At 45.3% G+C, this 20,220-nt stretch carries 13 protein-coding genes; all 13 read right to left on the bottom strand.

Annotated elements, in window-relative coordinates:
• Positions 1–8: 8 nt before the first annotated feature.
• The 13 genes from parE to leuC all read right to left on the bottom strand — a co-directional run bounded on the left by parE (position 9) and on the right by leuC (position 20,103).
• Positions 9–1,979 carry a DNA topoisomerase IV subunit B gene (gene parE / locus BK120_RS01725; protein WP_076265738.1) on the bottom strand — a complete coding sequence of 657 codons (1,971 nt, stop codon included), beginning with the start codon at positions 1,977–1,979 and terminating at the stop codon, positions 9–11.
• Positions 1,980–2,973: 994 nt separating this feature from the next.
• On the bottom strand, positions 2,974–3,261 hold the full coding sequence (locus BK120_RS01715) for a YqkE family protein (RefSeq protein WP_076265736.1): 288 nt from the start codon (positions 3,259–3,261) through the stop codon (positions 2,974–2,976).
• 30 nt (positions 3,262–3,291) lie between these two features.
• Complete coding sequence (purT, locus tag BK120_RS01710) at positions 3,292–4,476, bottom strand: formate-dependent phosphoribosylglycinamide formyltransferase (RefSeq protein WP_076265735.1); 1,185 nt, start codon at positions 4,474–4,476, stop codon at positions 3,292–3,294.
• Between the two features lie 156 nt (positions 4,477–4,632).
• Complete coding sequence (locus BK120_RS01705) at positions 4,633–6,456, bottom strand: ABC transporter ATP-binding protein (RefSeq protein ID WP_076265734.1); 1,824 nt, start codon at positions 6,454–6,456, stop codon at positions 4,633–4,635.
• Positions 6,456–8,243 carry an ABC transporter ATP-binding protein gene (locus tag BK120_RS01700; RefSeq protein WP_076265733.1) on the bottom strand — a complete coding sequence of 596 codons (1,788 nt, stop codon included), beginning with the start codon at positions 8,241–8,243 and terminating at the stop codon, positions 6,456–6,458. Before BK120_RS01700 ends, BK120_RS01705 begins: the two co-directional genes overlap by 1 nt.
• A gap of 295 nt (positions 8,244–8,538) precedes the next feature.
• Positions 8,539–12,195 carry a dynamin family protein gene (locus tag BK120_RS01695; RefSeq protein WP_076265732.1) on the bottom strand — a complete coding sequence of 1,219 codons (3,657 nt, stop codon included), beginning with the start codon at positions 12,193–12,195 and terminating at the stop codon, positions 8,539–8,541.
• Between the two features lie 10 nt (positions 12,196–12,205).
• Positions 12,206–12,478 carry an NAD/NADP transhydrogenase alpha subunit gene (locus tag BK120_RS01690; RefSeq protein ID WP_076265731.1) on the bottom strand — a complete coding sequence of 91 codons (273 nt, stop codon included), beginning with the start codon at positions 12,476–12,478 and terminating at the stop codon, positions 12,206–12,208.
• 5 nt (positions 12,479–12,483) lie between these two features.
• Positions 12,484–13,179 carry an endonuclease III gene (gene nth / locus BK120_RS01685; RefSeq protein WP_076265730.1) on the bottom strand — a complete coding sequence of 232 codons (696 nt, stop codon included), beginning with the start codon at positions 13,177–13,179 and terminating at the stop codon, positions 12,484–12,486.
• A 163-nt stretch (positions 13,180–13,342) separates the two neighbouring features.
• Entirely contained in the window at positions 13,343–15,826 is a 2,484-nt protein-coding gene (locus tag BK120_RS01680; RefSeq protein ID WP_076265729.1) for an S-layer homology domain-containing protein, read from the bottom strand.
• 96 nt (positions 15,827–15,922) lie between these two features.
• The gene (locus BK120_RS01675; protein ID WP_076265728.1) at positions 15,923–16,468 is read right to left on the bottom strand and encodes a GerMN domain-containing protein; all 546 of its coding nucleotides are present in this window, start codon (positions 16,466–16,468) and stop codon (positions 15,923–15,925) included.
• 19 nt (positions 16,469–16,487) lie between these two features.
• The gene (locus BK120_RS01670) at positions 16,488–17,903 is read right to left on the bottom strand and encodes an N-acetylmuramoyl-L-alanine amidase (protein WP_076265727.1); all 1,416 of its coding nucleotides are present in this window, start codon (positions 17,901–17,903) and stop codon (positions 16,488–16,490) included.
• Between the two features lie 158 nt (positions 17,904–18,061).
• The gene (gene leuD / locus BK120_RS01665) at positions 18,062–18,661 is read right to left on the bottom strand and encodes a 3-isopropylmalate dehydratase small subunit (RefSeq protein ID WP_076265726.1); all 600 of its coding nucleotides are present in this window, start codon (positions 18,659–18,661) and stop codon (positions 18,062–18,064) included.
• 32 nt (positions 18,662–18,693) lie between these two features.
• Complete coding sequence (leuC, locus tag BK120_RS01660) at positions 18,694–20,103, bottom strand: 3-isopropylmalate dehydratase large subunit (RefSeq protein ID WP_076265725.1); 1,410 nt, start codon at positions 20,101–20,103, stop codon at positions 18,694–18,696.
• Positions 20,104–20,220 lie beyond the last annotated feature (117 nt).

The raw sequence follows: 20,220 nt of genomic DNA, 5'->3' as shown, positions 1-20,220 counted from the left end.
AAATCCCCCTATTCCTCATATTCCATAAAATCGACATTCTCAACAATCCAACGTTTACGCGGATCTACCTTATCTCCCATAAGCGTTGATACTCTGCGTTCTGCTTTGGCTGCATCCTCGATTTGTACCTGAAGAAGCGTTCTTTTCTCTGGATCCATCGTCGTTTCCCACAATTGATCAGGATTCATCTCACCAAGCCCTTTATAACGCTGAAGCTCATAATTTTTACCGTATTCCTTCAAATAGTTTTGAAGCTGCTCATCTGTCCACGCATAACGAATCGTTTCCAGCTTGCCTGATTTACGTGTAATTTTGTAAAGCGGAGGCTGAGCGATATAAACGCGTCCCAAATCGATTAACGGCTTCATATAACGGTAGAAAAAAGTAAGAAGAAGCACTTGGATATGAGCACCGTCTGTATCCGCATCAGTCATAATAATAATTTTATTATAGTTGCATTCCTCAGCGACAAACTCAGAACCCACACCTGCCCCTATTGCAGAAATGATGGCCTTGTACTCGTCGTTTTTCAAAATATCGATGAGCTTGGCTTTCTCCGGATTCATCGGTTTTCCCTTAAGCGGCAGCAGCGCTTGATATTTCGAGTCACGGCCCTGCTTAGCTGAACCGCCAGCTGAATCCCCTTCCACAATAAACAATTCCGTGCGAGTAATATCTTTTGACTGTGCAGGAGTTAGTTTGCCATTTAGATTTGAGCTCTCGCTCCGCTTCTTGCCGCTGCGGATTTCCTCACGTGCTTTGCGTGCTGCTTCTCTCGCTTTCGAGGCTTGAAGTGATTTCTTTAACAGCATTTGTGCGATTTGAGGGTTTTCCTCAAGAAACACCTGCATCTTCTCCGAGACGATTGCGTCAACAGCGCTTCGTGCAGATGAGCTTCCGAGCTGGTCTTTTGTTTGTCCGACAAACTCAACCTCAGACATTTTGATATTAATAACGACCATCATGCCTTCGCGCAAATCGTTGCCTTCAAGGTTTTTGTCTTTCTCCTTAAGCATCGCAGCTTTACGGGCATAGTCGTTCATGACGCGAGTATATGCGGTTTTAAAACCGGTTTCATGCGTACCGCCGCCGCGTGTCGGAATGGAATTGACGAAGGAAGCAATCGTCTCCGTGTATCCGTCATTGTATTGGAGGGCTACCTCCACCTCAATATCATCGCGCTCACTAGCAAAATGAATAACATCGTGCAGCACAGTCTTTTCTTCATTCAAAAACTGAACGAATTGACGAGCTCCGCCTTCATAATGAAACACATCTTGCTTGCCGCTGCGGTCGTCTTTAATTGTTACCTTTAATCCAGAGTTTAGAAAAGCAATCTCTTGCAAACGCTCAGCCAGCGTATCATAACTTAATGTTGTGCCATTCTGGAACACGCGGCCATCCGGCTTAAAAGTAACCTTAGTGCCTGTCCGATTCGTAGTGCCAATAATCTCAAGTCCGCGTACGGGCTCACCAACATGTTCACGTCCCGCTTCATCGATCCAATATTCAAAGCGTTGTCTGTGAATTTTGCCGTCTCGGTAAATATCAACCTCAAGCCATTCTGACAAAGCATTTGTAACGGATGCGCCAACGCCGTGTAGACCGCCGGATTTCTTATATCCGCCGCCGCCAAATTTACCTCCCGCATGCAAAATCGTAAATACGACTTGCGGAGTAGGAATACCGGTCTTATGCATGCCGGTAGGAATACCACGCCCGTTATCGTGTACCGTTACTGCTCCGTTCTTGTGCAGCGTCACTTCAATGGCCGAACAAAATTTAGCCAAATGCTCATCGACTGCATTATCGACAATTTCCCAAACGAGATGATGCAAACCCGAACTGCTTGTACTTCCTATGTACATGCCCGGTCTTTTACGAACTGCTGTTAACCCTTCAAGCACCTGTATATCATCGGCCTCATAATTTCGGTCTGCGGCCGCTGTATTTGCGAAGAGATCTGTTTGCTCAGACATGAGCGTCCCCCTATCTATAATCACGTTTCCGTATCTTCAAGCTATTTTAATTCAATTTGTCATGTTTCGTAAAGTCTCCAAAAAAAACGATTAGTGCAATTGCACGATCTTCAAGCCTTATTTTGTTAATGGTCATAAGAGATACATATAAGGATAACACACTATCCTTGCTTAACAGAACCTTCCAACGTTTTGTTGTGAGGTGTTCTATAGTTTCCTGTCTTGTTTCAACAGCAGCACTACTTATTCATAACCTACAGCTCAGCGTATGTAATAATCGGAATAAGCGCAAGCATAATTAACACAATAACAAAAAAACTTTTTTTGTTCCACAATTTCTACAACTCATTATCAATAAAACGCTTAATTTATTCGTGTATATCCACGGTTTGAGCATTTCTACCAGCTTCGACCACGAAACATTGCGTTATACGCTTGTCGTACATGGAGAATTTACTGCAATGACATTAGCTAAATCCTTCGAAATAAAATGGAATGCACACAAACCGCTATAATAACTGTTGTTAGCATGTTTTGCAGAATCATTAGATTTATGTATGAATGATAACAATTTGTATTAAAAAAGACGATTGTGAGGCACAGCCTTGCCAAATTAATCGATTAGGATTGACTTTAATGTTCAACCTTCGTAATATGGTTTACGATTCAAATCCACACCCAAAATCATATTCGAGGTAGCTGAATGAATACGAATGAACGCATTGATTGTTTGAAATGCAAACATTATTTTATTACATGGGAGCCAAGTGCACCTAAAGGCTGCAGAGCCTTTGGATTTAAAACAAGCGTACTGCCGAGCATAATGGTTTTTCGCTCATCTGGCAAACCTTGCATGCATTTTGAAACAAAAGAAAATCATAAAAAATAAGATTGTATCAAAAGTTTTGAAATTAGTGTATTAGGGATATTCCGAACAAAAAAAGCACCCTAAGGTGCTTTTTTGAGAACAATGCGAACTGCGACTTTCTTCCTATTACTTATGCTTCGACCAGTTAGGGTCGCTATTCTCAAGCAAATAAGAGAAATCGTTTTCCAAACGCTTTTGCTCCTGCTTCTTCTTTTCTTCTTCCTGTTTGCGAATCTCTTCCTTGCGTGATGCTTCAGCCTGCTTCATATCATCCGCTTGTGCTTTTAGCTTGCCAAGCACCTCATTGCTTAATAAATCCTTGAGCGTCAAGCCGTTTTCCGACTCATTTTTCGGAGCATTTTTTGATGATGATCTAGGAGCTGAAGACGTTATTTTCTTCTGTTTTTTACCCATAGCTGCTGCACCTGCCTTAAAATAAACTTTCTATTCGTTATTATACGATACGTAAAGAGCTTCTGCAGCTTTACGAGCTAAATCTCGTGCTTGTTCTACATCAGGAGCAGTGCTCAGCGCAACGGCCATTCTTCGTCCAACCTTCGTTTCTGGTTTTCCAAAAACACGAACCTGTGTATTAGGAACCGACAAAGCCTCTTCAATACCGCCAATGCGGAAATCGGTAGATTCACGGTCTGCTTTCAACGTATGTGATGCACCATGTGACAGCAACCGAATTGTTGGAATTGGAAATCCTAGAATAGCTCTAACATGAAGGGCAAATTCTGAAAGATCCTGAGTCGCCATCGTTACCATACCTGTATCATGTGGACGCGGCGATACTTCACTAAACAAGACGCCATCCTTTGTAATGAATAGCTCCACTCCGTAAATACCAAAACCGCCCAGCTCATCGGTGATGCGTTGCGCAATGGACTCCGCTTGAGCAATTTGAGCCTCAGTCATATCATGCGGCTGCCAGGACTCGATGTAATCGCCATCCTTCTGCACATGACCAATTGGCGGACAATAGCTTGTACCCGAAACTGATCGTATGGTAAGCAATGTAATTTCAGATTCAAATGTTACAAAGCCCTCCACGATAACACGCTGCTTCTTCGCACGTCCACCTTCCATCGCATAGCTCCAGCATGCTTCAAGCTCCGCTTCAGATCGGCAAACACTTTGTCCTTTGCCTGAGGAGCTCATAATTGGTTTGATGACGCATGGGAAACCAAGCGTTTCGGCCGCAAGAGAAAGCTCTTCAAACGTGTCTGCAAATCGATATGGCGCGGTAGGCAGCTCCAATGTCTCAGCAGCTAAGCGGCGAATGCCTTCGCGGTCCATCGTCAGCCAAGCCGCGCGTGCTGTAGGAATAACACGATGTCCTTCCTTCTCAAGTTCAAGCAGCGTTTCTGTAGCTATTGCTTCAATTTCCGGAACAATATAGTCAGGCTGTTCCTTCTCAATAATTCGGCGAAGCTCAGCCCCATCCAGCATATCCGTTGTATAACTGCGATGCGCAACCTGCATAGCTGGTGCTTGATCATAGCGATCCACAGCAATGGTCTCAATGCCAAGCCGCTGAGCCTCCAGCACGACCTCTTTACCAAGCTCACCAGAGCCTAGCAGGAGCAACTTGCGAGCATTCGTTGTTAAGGGTGATCCATACATAAAGAAAAAGAACCTCCTGGAAGCAAATCGAATCGTCAGCTCTGACCTAAAGGCAGAGACTAGCGTTTCGGTTCGTTTTTTCTTCCATTGTGGAGGTTCTAAGCTTAAAAATCAACTATTTTATATGCATTTGCTGAAATGAATTGAGCTCACGTTTTAAAGAAAACGGTACTGTGCTTCGATCAAGCCGTTGTACACGCCGCGCTTTGCAAGCAACGCTTCGTGATTGCCTTGTTCAACGATTTCACCGTGGTCAAGCACGATAATTTCATCCGCGTGACGAATCGTCGACAATCGATGTGCAATCATAAAGGATGTGCGGCCTGCTAGAAGAATTTTAAGAGCTTCTTGAATTTTCAGCTCCGTTTCAGTGTCAATGCTGGCTGTTGCTTCATCCAATATTAGAATTTGCGGATCAGCTAGCAATGCTCTAGCGAACGATAACAGCTGACGCTGACCCATGGAAAGCACGTTGCCTCGCTCCTCAACCTGCGTATCATAGCCATCGGGTAGCCCCATGATGAAATCATGCGCGTTAACGGCTTGAGCTGCTGTTACGATCTCTGCATCGGTTGCATCCAAGCGGCCATAACGGATATTGTCACGAATCGTGCCTGCAAAAATAAACGTATCCTGGAGCACGATGCCAACCTGTGAGCGCAGGCTTTCGATCGTCACATCACGAATATCAATGCCGTCAATGAGGACACGGCCTTCAACCGGATCATAGAAACGGCATAATAGGTTGATGATTGTACTTTTTCCTGAACCAGTATGCCCTACGAGCGCTATCGATTGTCCTGCTTTTACATCGATGGTGATGCCCTTGAGTGCTGGCCTTCCCTTCTCGTATTCGAACACGATATGGTCGAACTTTACAGCGCCAACAATTTTCGGAAGCGGCTTTGCAACCTTTAGTTCAGCTACAGTTGGTTCTTCATCAATAAATTCAAAAATCCGTTCTGATGAAGCCATCGCAATAAGCAGCTGGGAGTACATTTGTCCTAGTCGGTTGATCGGGTCCCAGAAGTTGCCGATATAGTTGGCATAACCAACAAGCAATCCAACGGTAATCGCACCTATTTGAATGAGGTGGGAGCCATACCAGAATAGAATAAAAGTACCGATTGCTGAAGTGATCTCGATTACAGGGCCGAACGTTTGGTTAAGGGATGACGCTCGGTTCCATGATTTATTGTTGATCGTATTCATATGATCGAAGAAGCTCATATTGTCTTTCTCTTGCACGTACGCTTGCGTTACCTTCATCCCTTGAATACTTTCATTTAAATGAGAGTTAATACGGGACTGCTTAATGCGCACATCCTGCCATGCAAAACGAATCTTTTTGCGCAGAGTCGTCGATACAATGAACATTAACGGTACGGTTATCATGACCGCAAGGCCAAGCTTAAAGTTCCATACGAGCAAAATAATGACGATACCGAACAATTGCACACAGTCCATCAATAAGTTGACGACACCGTTTGTAAACAAATCCTGCAGTGCATTTACGTCATTCGTGACACGAACGAGTACTGAGCCTGCTGGGCGCTTGTCGTAAAAACGGAAGCTTAGCTTTTGAATATGCTGGAATAAATGATTTCTGAGATCATAAATAACTTTTTGCCCAATGATATTCGTATATTTGATTCGGTACGTATTCGATGCCCATTGAATAACATATAAGACCAGCATAATGCTTGCAATAGTAATCAACTTTGGTACACTTGTTTCACCTTGCTCAGGAGCAATCGCTTCGTCAATTGCCAAAATGACAAGCGCCGGCACGCCTAGGCGTGTCAACGTACCAAGAATCATCATAACGATGACGGGCATTAATTGTTTGGTGTAAGGCTTCATATATCCGAATAGGCGGCGCAATTGACCCCAGTTAAAGGGCTTTTCAATCAGCTCATCATCTTGGTATATGAAACGTTCATTTTTATTGCTAGCTTTTGCTTTGGCACTCGTACTCATTATACGGTACTCCCTTTCCGCTCATTCGCTTGCGCAGCTATAGCAGCATCATCAAGCGGATAGTCAGCATATTGAATGTTGTAGGTGTCGCGGTATGGTCCTTGCTGCTTAATCAACTCTGCGTGTTTACCACGCTGAACGACATGGCCCTTGTCTAATACGATGATTTCATCGGCATGTCTAAGCGAAGAAATCCGATGTGCAATAATAAAGGTCGTGCGGCCAGCCATCAGCTCCTTGAAGCCCGCTTGAATTTCATGCTCGGTTTCCATATCTACCGCGCTTGTTGCGTCATCCAAAATTAAAATTCTAGGATTTTTTATGAGTGCTCTAGCAATGGCAATCCGCTGTTTTTGTCCACCGGACAAGCCCATTCCTCTTTCGCCGACGATCGTATCGTAGCCTAGCGGCAGCTCCAAAATGAAGTCATGCGCTTTAGCCAGCTTAGCTGCGTGCTCGATCTGCTCTGGTGTTACATCCTTCACGCCATAAGCGATATTATCGCGAATCGATGCCGAGAATAAGAACGTTTCTTGAAACACGGGAGCTATTAATGAACGAAGACTTGCGACATCCAAATTTTTAATATCAATCCCGTCTAGCGTAATTGAACCTGTTTTTACATTATAGGCTCTCATTAACAATTGAATAATCGTTGATTTCCCTGAGCCTGTCGCACCAAGAAACCCAATGACAGAGCCTGCTGGCGCATCAATGACCAAATCGGTTACCGCCGGCGTTTTGTCAGGATAACTGAACGTAACATGATCGAAGCGTACATGACCTTTTACGGTACCGCTGCTAACCTCAATCGCGTGCTCAATATTTTTCACATGAACATGTTCATTCAGCAGTCCTAGTACACGCTCGCCTGAAGCTTTGAACTGCGTGTAGTTGTTAATATGGAACCCTAGGCCCCACATCGGACCGATAATGTACCAAATCAAGCTGAAAAATGCGACAAATTCACCGAGCTGCAGTGATCCGTTAATGACAAGAATACCGCCTGTTACAAGCAGGATTACTGCGCTTAAGTTCGCAACAAGCTCCATTACAGGGAAAAATTTCGCCCAAATCTTTGCTGCGCCAACCTGATTCGTTTGATAGGCTTCACTGCGTATGGAAAATTTCGATACCTCATGCGATTCACGTGCAAATGATTTAACCGTGCGTACGCCCGTAATATTCTCTTGAACCGCTGTCGTTAAATTACTCATCGCTTGGCGCATTTCGCGGAACGCTGGATGAATATTGCGTTCAAACCGAATGGCTGCGAAGCCTAGCAGCGGTATCGTTACTAATGTAATCAATGTTAGCTGCCAATGAATAGAGAGCATCATTGCGCCGCCGAACAAGATCATCAACACCATATTCAAGATTTGTGCAAAGCCGAAACCGATAAAGTTGCGAATCGCCTCTAAATCAGCTGTTAAACGTGACATCAAATCGCCTGTTTTCGCTTTGTCATAATATTGAAATGACAGCGTCTGCAGCTTGTCGTACAGTGCATTCCGCATGTGGAATGCCACTTTGTTACCAAGCCGTGCACCAAAAAAACCATGTAAATACTGCATGCATCCTTTAATGATAATGACTCCGACTACTGTAAAAGCAAGCGTCGGCACTAACTCGAATTTTTTCGGCGTGATGACATCATCAATCAAGTATCGCAGTAAATTCGGATAGACAAGTCCGAGCGCCGTAGCGCACATTAAGCAAAATATCGAGGTGAACATAAACTTTCGTTCCGCCCAATAAAATGCTTTCAACTGCCTTAGTACGTCCAAGTAAATCCATCTCCCCGTATCTATTTTGTAAGCATGAATGAATATTATCAGCATCATCAAATGCGAGCAAACAGTATAAATATGCATATACCTGTTATAAACCGCTTATTGACTCGTTATCTAAATTGGAAACGGTTAATACTCCCAATTGGTCGCAAATCATGACAAATATGTGCCTATTACTCAATTTTTGCACAAAAACACACTAAATAAAAAAAAGCTTTTGCAAGCGTTTTACACGCTCGCAAAAGCATTCAGCTGTTAATGCGATAGAACAATCCGTATTCATTGACAATTAGATATGAATCAATTGATTATACAGCTGCTTCAGCTCAGCCGTGTCCGCACTGCCGGACAACGAGATTCGTTTGCCGCTTTCATAGGCAAGCATATCGTCTTGCAGCTGTTTACCAGCTTGATCAGCCGCTTTCTGCCAAATTTGCTCGTAAAGCGATGTCCACAAGAGCGTTTGCTCGGACATCCATCCATTTAATGAAGGAGCAAGCAGCGCTTCAAGCTCTTTGCGAAGAATCGATTTGCCTTCGCCTTCAAAAAATTGACGCGGTGATTTGAAACGGCTCCAAAGCAGCTTCGCATCAACGTTATCCGCTTCCCAAGCGGTCGGCTCATCTGGCGTTGGCAAAGCAGCTGGCGCATAAGGAACAGCACTATACGCGGAAATTGAATTTTCTAAACGCTGCGCAGTATGAATATATTGCTTTTGCAGCTGCGTATGAATGCCTCGCTCCATACGAAGCGAGGTTGCCAGCATCTCCTGTGACAGCTCCAGCTGGACGAGCCGCTGCAGCTCCAGCCAAGATGTCCAAATGGCTTTGCGCAAGTCACGTCCATCATCCTGCAAGGAGGCCGGATTAAAGGCTAAGTTATAAAACTCACCAAAACGGTATTGGATACGCTGAACGACATAATACAATAGCTCACTAAGCTCCTGCTTTAGCTGCTCAGGGATCGTTCCGGTTTGAAGCGCTGATATATCGATCTTCGCTTCATTCACCGCTTGCAGCAGCGCAACAAGCTCAGCTTCACGCCCAGCTGCATCGCCCTCTGCGCTTTGAAGCCAGCCGGCAACTGTCGCTGCCGCTCGTTTCAAGTCCTGCTCAGCGGCATCAATAGCTAGCCGTCCGAGATCGTTCTGAATAAAGGAAAGAAATGATTGCTCGAAAGCTTCAATGCCGGAGCGTTGCAGCAGCTCTGCATTTCCATCTAGTTTACCGTCCAGCGCCTGCAAACTCGATACAGGGAATAAGCGAGGAGAGCGAATTGCATGCTGCAGCAAATTCGTCTCTACATGCTTTAGCACTCCTGTAAGCTCCTCCTGATCTGCCGCCAAATCGGCTGCGTTAACAAGGAAAAACATTTTATCAAGCTCAAACTGATCCTTCACCCTGCCAAGCTGCATCAGAAACTGACGATCAGCTTGCGAGAAGGCGTGATTGTAATACGTGACAAACAAAACTGCATCGGCGTTTTTAATATAATTGAAGGCTACGCCCGTATGTCTAGCATTTACAGAATCCGCTCCTGGCGTGTCAACGAGCACGATACCCTGCGCCGTCAATGCGCAGTCATAATGCAGCTCAATTTCACTCACGAAGCAGGAACGAGATTCCTCAGCAACGTACTTTTCGTATTCCGCTTGATCGACCGACAACTGCTGACCGAGCAGCGGTTCATGCTCTGCCCAGCCTGCGCGGGCTGCGCGCAGGAAGCTGAAATGCGGGCGACCGCCAGCTCCGATGGAATCCGGAGATAGGCGATCGATCGCCAGCATGAGAGCAGCGTCATCAGACTGCTGCTCTTTTTCACCGAGGAGCGCTAGGGAATAGCGCACATCATCGATAATGGCAGCGCGCGTCTTCATGACAATGCGCGCTGTACCATGACCGTGCTCCGCCGTAGGGGGCACGAGTCGGTTGATCGCTGCCGTCGTCGGATTAGGAGAAACCGGCAGCACCGGTTCTCCGATCAGCGCGTTCGCAAGCGATGATTTGCCGGCGCTGAAGGCGCCGAATAATGCGATGGTGAAGCGGCTGTCTTGCAGCCGCTTCGCCTTATCGCTCATCGCTTGCGCAGCAGCCGCAAGCGCAGCATGCGGCGCCAGCAGCTCCGCGGCGCTGGCTAAGCGCGCTGCAGCGCTGTGCTGCTGCGCCAAAGCTGCTCCGCCAGCTAGGGCGCTTCGCCCTGCTGCCGCATGATGCTGCCCCGCTTGCGCGCTTCGCCCGCTCTCGCTCGCAAGCACACCCCGCGCTTCAGCAGCGTCGCTGCCAGCTTGCGCGGCAGTGCCCCCGCCAGCCACAGCTGCGCGCGGTGCTGGCAATGCCGGCCTTGCCGGCGCCTCAGGCAGCGCGGCAGTTAGCCGCGCCTTATGCTCCTCGGCGCGCTTCGCCAGCGCCGTAAGCGCATGAAGTGCACCAGCCTGCGCGCGAAGTGCAGCAAGCTGTGACTCTGCCTCAGCGGCGGCAGCTTCGCCTACCGCCGCTGCATGGTCTGCCAGCGCATCGATAATCTCAAGCGCGCGCTGGCGATAAACGGCCTTCACATCCGCGGCTAGATCGCGGCTGAACGTCATCGTATATTCGTTGCTGATGACGGCGCCAGGTTTCACCCTCGCAATAAGCCACTCCGAATCCGGCAGCCAAGCCAAGTTCCGCGCGAGCTCCGATTCCAGCAGCTCGCCATCGTATGTTATACGCTCTGCTTCCGTACGCAGCAGATGCTTCACATGCCAGTCGATCGAAGCGCTAATTAAACTGTTTAATTCCTCGCTGAACGCCAGCAAGCGCCGTTCCTGCTCAGCAGCAGTCTTAGCTGCCGCAAAAAGCAGCCCCGCTTTAAAACCAGGCTTACGGCTCTCCAGAAACGTTTGAGCCAAATCACGCAGTCCCGCTGGCGTAATATTCGCATTATCCAGAAGCGTTTGCAGCTCTTTGCGAAGCTGCGCCCGGTAAACCTCTTTCTGCTCCGAAACTTGCCTGATCTTCTGTTTCAGCTGATCCATCTGTGTTGTGACAAGGGCAACAGCCTCAACACCGCCTGCCTCAGCAAGAAGCCGTTCACGCTCAGGCTCCGCTTGCTGCTCGCTCCATTTCATATGTCCATCAGCTACATGGCGCAATGACGCTTCTACACTGTACACACAAAGCGGTTTGCGGATCGTTTGTAGTTTATCTAGCAGCTCAAGCAGTTGCTCCCACTCTTGATGAGGATGTTCTGGCTCGCGCAACGACAAATAAACGATCCCCGCCGGCTCCAAGTGCCAAGCGTGAAACGCATCCTCAACGCTTTGACGATAGCTTGCGAAAGAAAGCTCGCGATCACGATGCTTATCAATCTGATTCACAATAAAATATAAGGGCTTTCCCCAATCCTTCAATTGCTTCGCAAAAGAAAAATTGATTTCAGACTGCACATGATTATAATCCATGACATAAAAAACGACGTCTGCAAGATGCAGCGCGGATTCGGTTGCCATCCGGTGTGCATCATCAGTTGAATCAATGCCAGGCGTATCGAGAAGCACGGTATGATCTCCTAAAAGCTCGGACGGATATACGATCGATACAGAAGTAAATTGCTCGCCATCGACACAATAGCGGTCAAGCTGGTCGATCGGAACTTCCGCTTTGGAAGCCACACCATTCTTTACGGTTTCAACAGCTGCATAAGCACGATCCCCGCCGCGAATAGACACAACGTTCGCGCTTGTTGGAATTGGACTTGAAGGAAGCAGCTTAGTTCCGCATAAACGATTAATGAGAGTTGATTTGCCAGCTGAAAAATGTCCACAAAAAGCGACAGTAAGCCGACCATCGGTCAGCTTACTGTTTAGCTCCTGTGCTTGCTTGGCATGTAATGTATCTCCTGCAGCTGACATTAAACCAGCTGCTTCGGATATAGCTCCTGCTATGCTTTGCACGGTTGTTTCTGTCATTTGCTTCTCCTTAAACGGCTTGCTCTTCTTCAGACGGCAAACAAATTTCAAATACGTTGCCATGTTGCAAGATCATAATGTTGCGCTCTTTATCTCTCATCACAACAACCTCAGGTTTAATGCGCATACGCTCGATGTATTGATCAGGCACGTCGCCTGAGCCGCTAACTGTAATGCCTTCTACAAGGATATCCTCGTGCTCCTCTGGCGGAGACTCAAGCACTTGCTCATAAATATCAGAAAAAAGCTCAAAATTGTTTGTGTACACGGAAATACAGTTCATGTTCATCATCCTTCACTGGCTATTTTAGGTTTTATACTCTTATTTTTGGTTTTAAAACCTGGCTTCATACGTTGTTTACCTTCTTTGCACAAATCAAGCAGCGGACAAATTGGACACTGCGGGCTTTGCGCTTTACAGTGATAGCGGCCGAAAAAGATGAGTCTGTGGTGGGTTAATGTCCACTCCTCGCGCGGAACGAGTTTCATCAGCTTCTTCTCTACCTCTAGGACACTGTCTTCGGCCTTAGCGAATCCCAGTCGCTTCGTTACACGATCCACATGCGTATCAACAGCGATGGCAGGCACACCAAATGCATTAGACATGACGACGTTAGCCGTCTTCCGCCCTACACCTGGCAGCTCGGTCAGACCTTCATGGCTTTCAGGCACTTTCCCGTCATATTTATCTATGACAATACGGCAAAGCTTTTGTATATTTGATGCTTTACTTCGAAACAAGCCGATGCGGCGAATGTCCTGCTCTAGTTCTTCCAGCGGTACGCTCAAATAATCCTCGGGGCACTTATACTTTTGAAATAAGTTCACCGTCACCTTATTGACCGTCTCATCCGTACATTGCGCAGACAGCAGTACTGCTATTGTAAGCTCAAACGGATTGCTGTGATTAAGCTCACAGTGTGCATCTGGAAACATGTCCGCAATAATGTCTAGCACATGACGCATTTTTTGTTTCGCAACCATCGTCCTCTCCCCTAATCAAACACTATCGTTCAAAGTGTAGCGAAATTTGTCACGCTTCGCAACCGTAAACAAGCATATTCTATAAAAAAACTGCCCCTAAGGGCAGTTTTTTCACAAAAAATGAATATCTCAGCCTATAATTGATGAAAATTTCGTTAAAAAGCTACTTAACGATTGCAATTGCATAGTTTCTAAAGCCATAGATTGTAATCGTGTCGCCTGACTTGAAAGCTGTAACTGAAACCGAATTTCCATTTAAAATGTATTTGGTCTGGCTGTTTACATTAAAATAATTCCGGTTATCCGCATCTGTTGTTTTTTCCGTCCACACTTGTGATGCAGTCGCATTGAAGTTCGTAAATACCCGGCTCTCCCCAACAGCTACCGTCAGTTGCGTTTTGTTGCCTTCAAGCTTCTGAACCTCAACATAGTCACCCACAGTAAGCAGGCTCGTTGCTGTTCCTTGCGTGGCTCCTTTTACGATAACGAACCCAGCATCTCCATTATAAGCAACAGTTTGACCTACAAGGTCTACAATAGTGACACTGTTTGCTGATATGGATTGTACCTTGCCATAAGTAACAGAAATAGTGCGTGCACGAACGGCTTCTTTTCCTAAGTAGTTAACAGTAATAATAGAGCCCGGAGTAATCTGTTCAATCGCAAGCTTCGCTCCAGCTTCGTTAACCAATTCTGTACCTAGCACATTTAGATCAAATGCGGATGTCATTGCATTTTTAACACGAATTTTTTTGTTGATTACGTCTACAGACATCACATCATATTGAGCATTTGTATGGACTCTAATCGTTGCAACACGATCTTGGTTGCTGCTCAAATCAAGCGTAAGTTGATCGCCTGCCTTCAGATCGCTGTAAGCTGCATTTGCTATGGCAGCATGCTCAACGTATGCAGTATTATATGGAAGCGACAATGTAGCGCCGTTCTCCAATTTAATGTTCATCAAGTTGCTTTGTGAATTCATTGATAATAAAGTACCTGTATATTTAGTTAAAAATTGCAGGGATACGATCGAATTTCCTGTATAGCTGATAACAATTTTTCTGTTCACGGTTAGTAAGCTATTAGCAGAAGCTAATGAAATAACGTTGCCGCTGTATTCAATTCGAGTTTTATCCGTAAAATAAAGCGCTTGGGCGTTGTTACCATTTGCATCAAGAATGGTCAATAACTTTTTATCGTAAACAAAAGCGGCGACCTGCGCACCAGCAACGACTTTCACATTGCGGTTAACTACTTTCACTTTTGTTACTTTATCTGCATCATTAAGCGTAAGCTCTACTTGATCTGCTTCTTTAATTAAATCGCCGATTGTTGCTCCATTAATGCCTTCAATTTCAACGGAAACCGTATCTGCCATCAATTTAGATACAAGTGTTGTACCCTCCATGACAGTGATCAAATCACCTGTCGAACCGTAGAATGTACCTTTAACACTCGTTGCCGACGCCTGCGTCGATGCAATAATTTTTAGTGTTGCCGGCGCATCGCGGAAGCTATCTTGTACGATGCTTATTTGGCTGTCTCTCTTAATTGAGGTTAATGCTAGCGGTTTGCCATCCGTATCAACGACGACTACTGAATCATTATAGAAAAATTCAACAGGCTTATTGTTAATCCATACATATAACTTCTTCTCATCTGCGATAACACGATCCAACGTTCCAGACGTCGTTTTAGTGTAAGTTTTATCGCCTTTCACTTCAACGTAAAGCGCCTTTCCATCCTTCGCAATGACCGTTACATCTCCGTATTCAAGAAGCTGCTGTCTCGTAATCGGTGTTTCTGTATTGTAGTGATAAAATAAAGTATCTGAATTGATGCTATAGTTGATTTCCTTCTTGTCGCTGTAAACAGTAATTTGAGTATCTGTTATTTTAGTTGCAATCCCGTTTACTTGACCTTCATATGCAACCGGGAACAGCTTCTCCGCACGGCTGAACATCGTAGCCAGACTCGCACGATCCACATTCGCTTTAGGAACAAATTTGTCTGCCGTTACACCCTTTACAAGCTCAAGCTTGGAAGCGGCATTCACATAACCCTTATAAATAGAAGTGATTTGCGCTGCATCCGCGAAAGTCGAGGCTGTATTTTGCAAACGTACCGCTTCTTCCTCTTGCTGAATGGCACGAACCATAAGCTTCGTTACCCATTCACGGGTAGCTGGCTTAGTCCCCCAAGCGATTTTAGGATCTTTAGCTGCGATTCCGAACTCTTCCACCTGATCAAGCAGGCCTTCTTGGAAAGCTAACGTTACATACGGCTTAAAATATGTGCTTACGGAAAAAGAATTAGGAAAACCGATAATTGCATCTTTATCTGCTTTTTTATCCAATCCTGCGAATCGAAGAGCCATAAGCACAGCCTCTTGCTGACTCACATTTTCTTTCGGACGGAATATAGCAGCTCCGCTTGATGTCTTATTTCCTTCAATAATTCCTTGCAATGCAAGCTTAGCAATATGCTTCTCTGCCCAATGACCACTGCTTACATCGGTAAATGGTGTTGTATATCCGGAGGCTGCTGAGGCATATGAAGCAGGAATGATTACCCCGCTTCCTGCAACTAGAGAAAACGCTAGCGCTCCAATCAAAATCTTTTTGCTCGCAAATTGCATTGTCATAAGTAGATATTCCCCCTGATTAGTATGTAATAACTCATGCAGAACGGCTTCGCCAACCTATTGCTAGGATGGAACGAAGCCATTCATAATTTTTGCTTATTGCTTGTTCATTGGATATTCGAGCTCGACATGACCCATTAGCGTTTCAACCTTTTGTCCATCGACAAGCAGATTGATTGATTTTACAGCATCGAATTGAAACAATGTTTTTTGAAGCGTCTGAATGACAAACGTCTCGCCTGGCGCGCCAAGCCGCGCTTCATCAGGCAAATGAATATCCAGTGTAACAAGCCCGTCTGATAGTTGTACGGATTTAACCTCAATCCGTTTCCATAAAGATAATTTATTCTCGTCAGCATCTTTTTGCAGTTCAGCAATTGCTGCTTTGACCAGATCAATATCCGTTTCATAGGTTAGCTTGACTGGATGCTCTACTGTTTCAGTTAGTTCAGCATCGGTTAAATAAATAATAGCATCTAGTTCGTTTAATACGGGAGTTGGCTCAGGAGAAGGCGAAGGTGAAATTGTAGGCGATACCGTGCTGCCTGGTTGATTTCCCTGCTTATCCTGAACTCCGCATCCTGCAAGCGCAGCGGATAATATAATGACAGCAAGCAGCCCGCGTGCTTTGAAAGTTTTCATAACACTGAACACCTGCTTTCTATTTTACATTTAAGTACTCTTTGATGCCTGCAACCAGTTCAGCAGCTATTTTGTTTTGCGCCGCATCATCAAATAACATTTTTGCATCGTTTGCGTTGGATAGGAAGCCTGCTTCGATTAGTACGGCTGGCATCGTCGTTTGTTTGATCACTTTATAAGCTTCTTTCTTGACGCCGCGGTCTTTAAGACCGGTTGCCGCAATTAGATGCTTGTGAATAACACTAGCAAACGCTTTGCTGTTATCACGATAATAGTAGGTTTCAGTTCCTGTTGCGGAGCTTACACCACTATTGGCATGAATAGACATAAATAAATCGGCTTTTATGCTTTCTGCAAACTTGACGCGATCATCTAGAGTCGGGTATGTATCCCCCGTTCTAGTTAAATGAACTTTAATTTTGCTTTCTTTGTCAAGCAACGCCTTCATCTTAAGTGCGATACTAAGCGTAAATTCTTTCTCCGGTTTCTTCAATACACTCGCTGCACCCGGGTCTGAGCCGCCATGTCCCGCATCAAGAACAACGTTGTAGACTTTGGATGATGGAGGAGTTACTGGATCTGTAATCGGCGGAGTACCAGGAACGTCTGCAGCAGACATTAGGCTAAACTGAATTTTTCCTGCTTCCTCAGTCATCACATAACCGGTATTATCGCCAATAAGAATGACTAAGCGAGCGGTAGCTGGTGTGTTCGAAAATAAGGAATAACGATAACCTTGCAAATAAGTGCTGTCTGTTACATTAACCTCAACTTGTCCATTCAAAAACTGTGAAGATAAGTTTGATGAATAGTTAGTATTCGGAAAATCGAACACAATGCGCTTTGGGTTCTCGAGCAGCATTGGCTTGTTGGCCTTAACTGTGCCTTCATAATTAAGGGTCATGCTGCTTCCGCCAGAGTAATAAATGTCTGTTATCTGGCCTGCTGCTTCCACAGGAAGATTCGGGTCTGGATCAATAGGTTCTGTCGGATCTGTTGGTTCTTTGTTCTGCTCGTACATATGTACTTCTTTCTCAACAGCTTTCCATTCAAAATCCAATCCAAACTGTTCACCAATAAAGCGAAGTGGAACTAAAGTGTAGCCTTTAATGATAGAAACTGACGTGTCCATTTTAACCTTTTTGTCATTGACTACTGCCATATTGTCATTCAGCTTTAGCTTTATGACATTATTGGCATGTGTTACTGTCGCTGTTTTGGTCGTGTTATCCCAATCAATCAGGTAGCCTAATCCTTCTGATACCGTCCGCACAGGTACAACGGTTGCATTATTAATGATTTGCGGATTAACATCAGATTTCAATTGCTGACCATTCAAGAAAAGCTTGGGTACGACCTCTGCAGCTTGTCCTACTGCGGAGAACATCGTGAAAAAAATCGACATAAACATTAATACGGATACAAATCTTTTCATTTCCCACCTCGATGACTGAAATTGCCCGCATCGAATGAGTGCATTCGACTTTAACAGACGCAAATATAGACGCAGCTTGTCAGAAAAAGTTGCGTTTAAAGGAAAAAAGAGGACGAATCATCCAGAGTGGCTGATTCGTCCTCTTCATTTCGTTTTAATTACACAAGACGAGCAATATGTTTTTGCTCATAAGCTGTAATTTTGTCTTCATGTTGAAGAGTCAGACCGATATCGTCAAGACCTTGCAGCAAAAATTGACGACGGTGCTCATCAAGATCAAATGCGATCGTTAGACCATACTCATCCGAAAGCTGTTTGTTTTCCAAATCAACAGTAAGCTTGTAGCCGTCATGCTTCGCTGTACGCTTAAATAGCTCTTCCACTTGCTCTTCGCTAAGCTTGATAGGCAAAATACCGTTTTTGAAACAGTTGTTATAGAAAATATCCGCATAAGACGGAGCGATAATAACTTTGTATCCATAATCAAGAATTGCCCAAGGAGCATGCTCACGGGATGAGCCGCAGCCAAAGTTGGCACGGGAAACGAGTACAGATGCGCCCTCGTAACGCGGCTTGTTTGGTTCAAATTCAACGTTCACATCACCATTTTCGTGAAAACGCCATTCGAAGAATAGAAATTGGCCAAAGCCGCTGCGCTCAATACGCTTCAAAAATTGTTTCGGTATAATTGCATCAGTGTCGACATTGACCCGGTCGACCGGGGCTACGATGCCTGTAAGTTGTTTAAACGGTTCCATATCTTATATACCCCTCTCGCGTTCAATTCGTTCTACACTACGGATTTAATTTCCCAATCGCGTACATCTGTGAAATGACCTTTTACTGCTGCTGCAACTGCCATCGCAGGCGATACAAGATGCGTGCGTCCGCCGCGGCCTTGACGTCCCTCGAAGTTACGGTTAGACGTTGATGCACAACGCTCACCCGGTTTCAATACGTCAGGGTTCATTGCAAGACACATCGAGCAGCCAGCATCACGCCATTCAAAGCCCGCTTCAGTGAAGATTTTGTCCAAACCTTCTTTTTCGGCTTGAATTTTTACGCGGCCTGAACCTGGTACGACGATAGCCGTTACACGATCGCTAACTTTATAGCCTCTAGCGATTTCAGCTGCTGCACGCAAATCTTCGATACGGCCATTTGTACATGAACCGATGAATACATAGTCAATTGGGATTTCGTTCATTGGTGTTCCAGGCTTAAGATCCATATATTCAAGTGCTGCTTCAGCAGCTTTACGCTCGTTCTCCGTTGGAAGATCAGCAGGGAAAGGAACTTTAGCTGTGATGTTAGTACCCATGCCTGGGCTAGTTCCCCAAGTCACTTGCGGGATTAGAGCGTCAACGTCGAAGTGTACGACTGTGTCATACTCTGCACCTTCATCCGTTGTAAGCTGTTTCCAAGCTTCAACTGCTTCTTCGTAATTAGCTGGCGCATATTGACGGCCGCGAAGATAGTTGAATGTTGTTTCATCTGGAGCGATGAGGCCAGCGCGTGCGCCTGCTTCGATTGACATATTACAAACTGTCATCCGCTCTTCCATAGTCAAGCTTGTGATGGCTTCGCCAGTAAACTCAATAACATAACCAGTTGCGAAATCTGTTCCGTACTGAGCAATAACGCCAAGAATCAAATCCTTTGCTGTTACGCCTGGCTTGCGAGTGCCGTTAAAGCGAACCTCAAGCGTTTTTGCTTTCGATTGCTGCAAGCATTGAGTAGCCATAACGTGCTCAACCTCACTTGTACCAATACCGAACGCCAATGCGCCGAAAGCACCGTGAGTAGATGTGTGGCTGTCTCCACAAACGATTGTTTTACCTGGATGTGTTAGACCCAGCTCAGGACCCATTACGTGAACGACACCTTGGTCAATGCTGTCAAGATCAAACAACGTTACGCCGAAGTCTTTACAGTTTTGTGTAAGCGTGTCAATTTGTTGTTTGGAAATTGGATCTGTAATGTTGAAGCGATCTTTCGTTGGTACGTTGTGATCCATCGTTGCGAAAGTAAGATCAGGACGACGTACTTTGCGGCCTGATAGACGCAAGCCTTCAAACGCTTGCGGAGATGTTACTTCATGTACAAGCTGCAAATCGATATAAATGACGCTTGGCTTGCCTTCTTCTTGATTAATGACGTGATTATCCCAGATCTTTTCAAACATTGTCTTTTTCGTCATTATGTTCACCCCACCGTTTCATTGAATCTTCTGCTTTTCTTAACTGAAACTACTATAACATTTCTTTCTTCATTGATCCAAGATATAATATCTATAACGTCTATAGGTAATAACTAT

Origin of the sequence: Paenibacillus sp. FSL A5-0031 (assembly GCF_001956295.1) — a bacterium.
Taxonomy (GTDB): Bacteria; Bacillota; Bacilli; order Paenibacillales; family Paenibacillaceae; genus Pristimantibacillus.
This window is presented reverse-complemented; position numbering and strand designations above follow the sequence as displayed.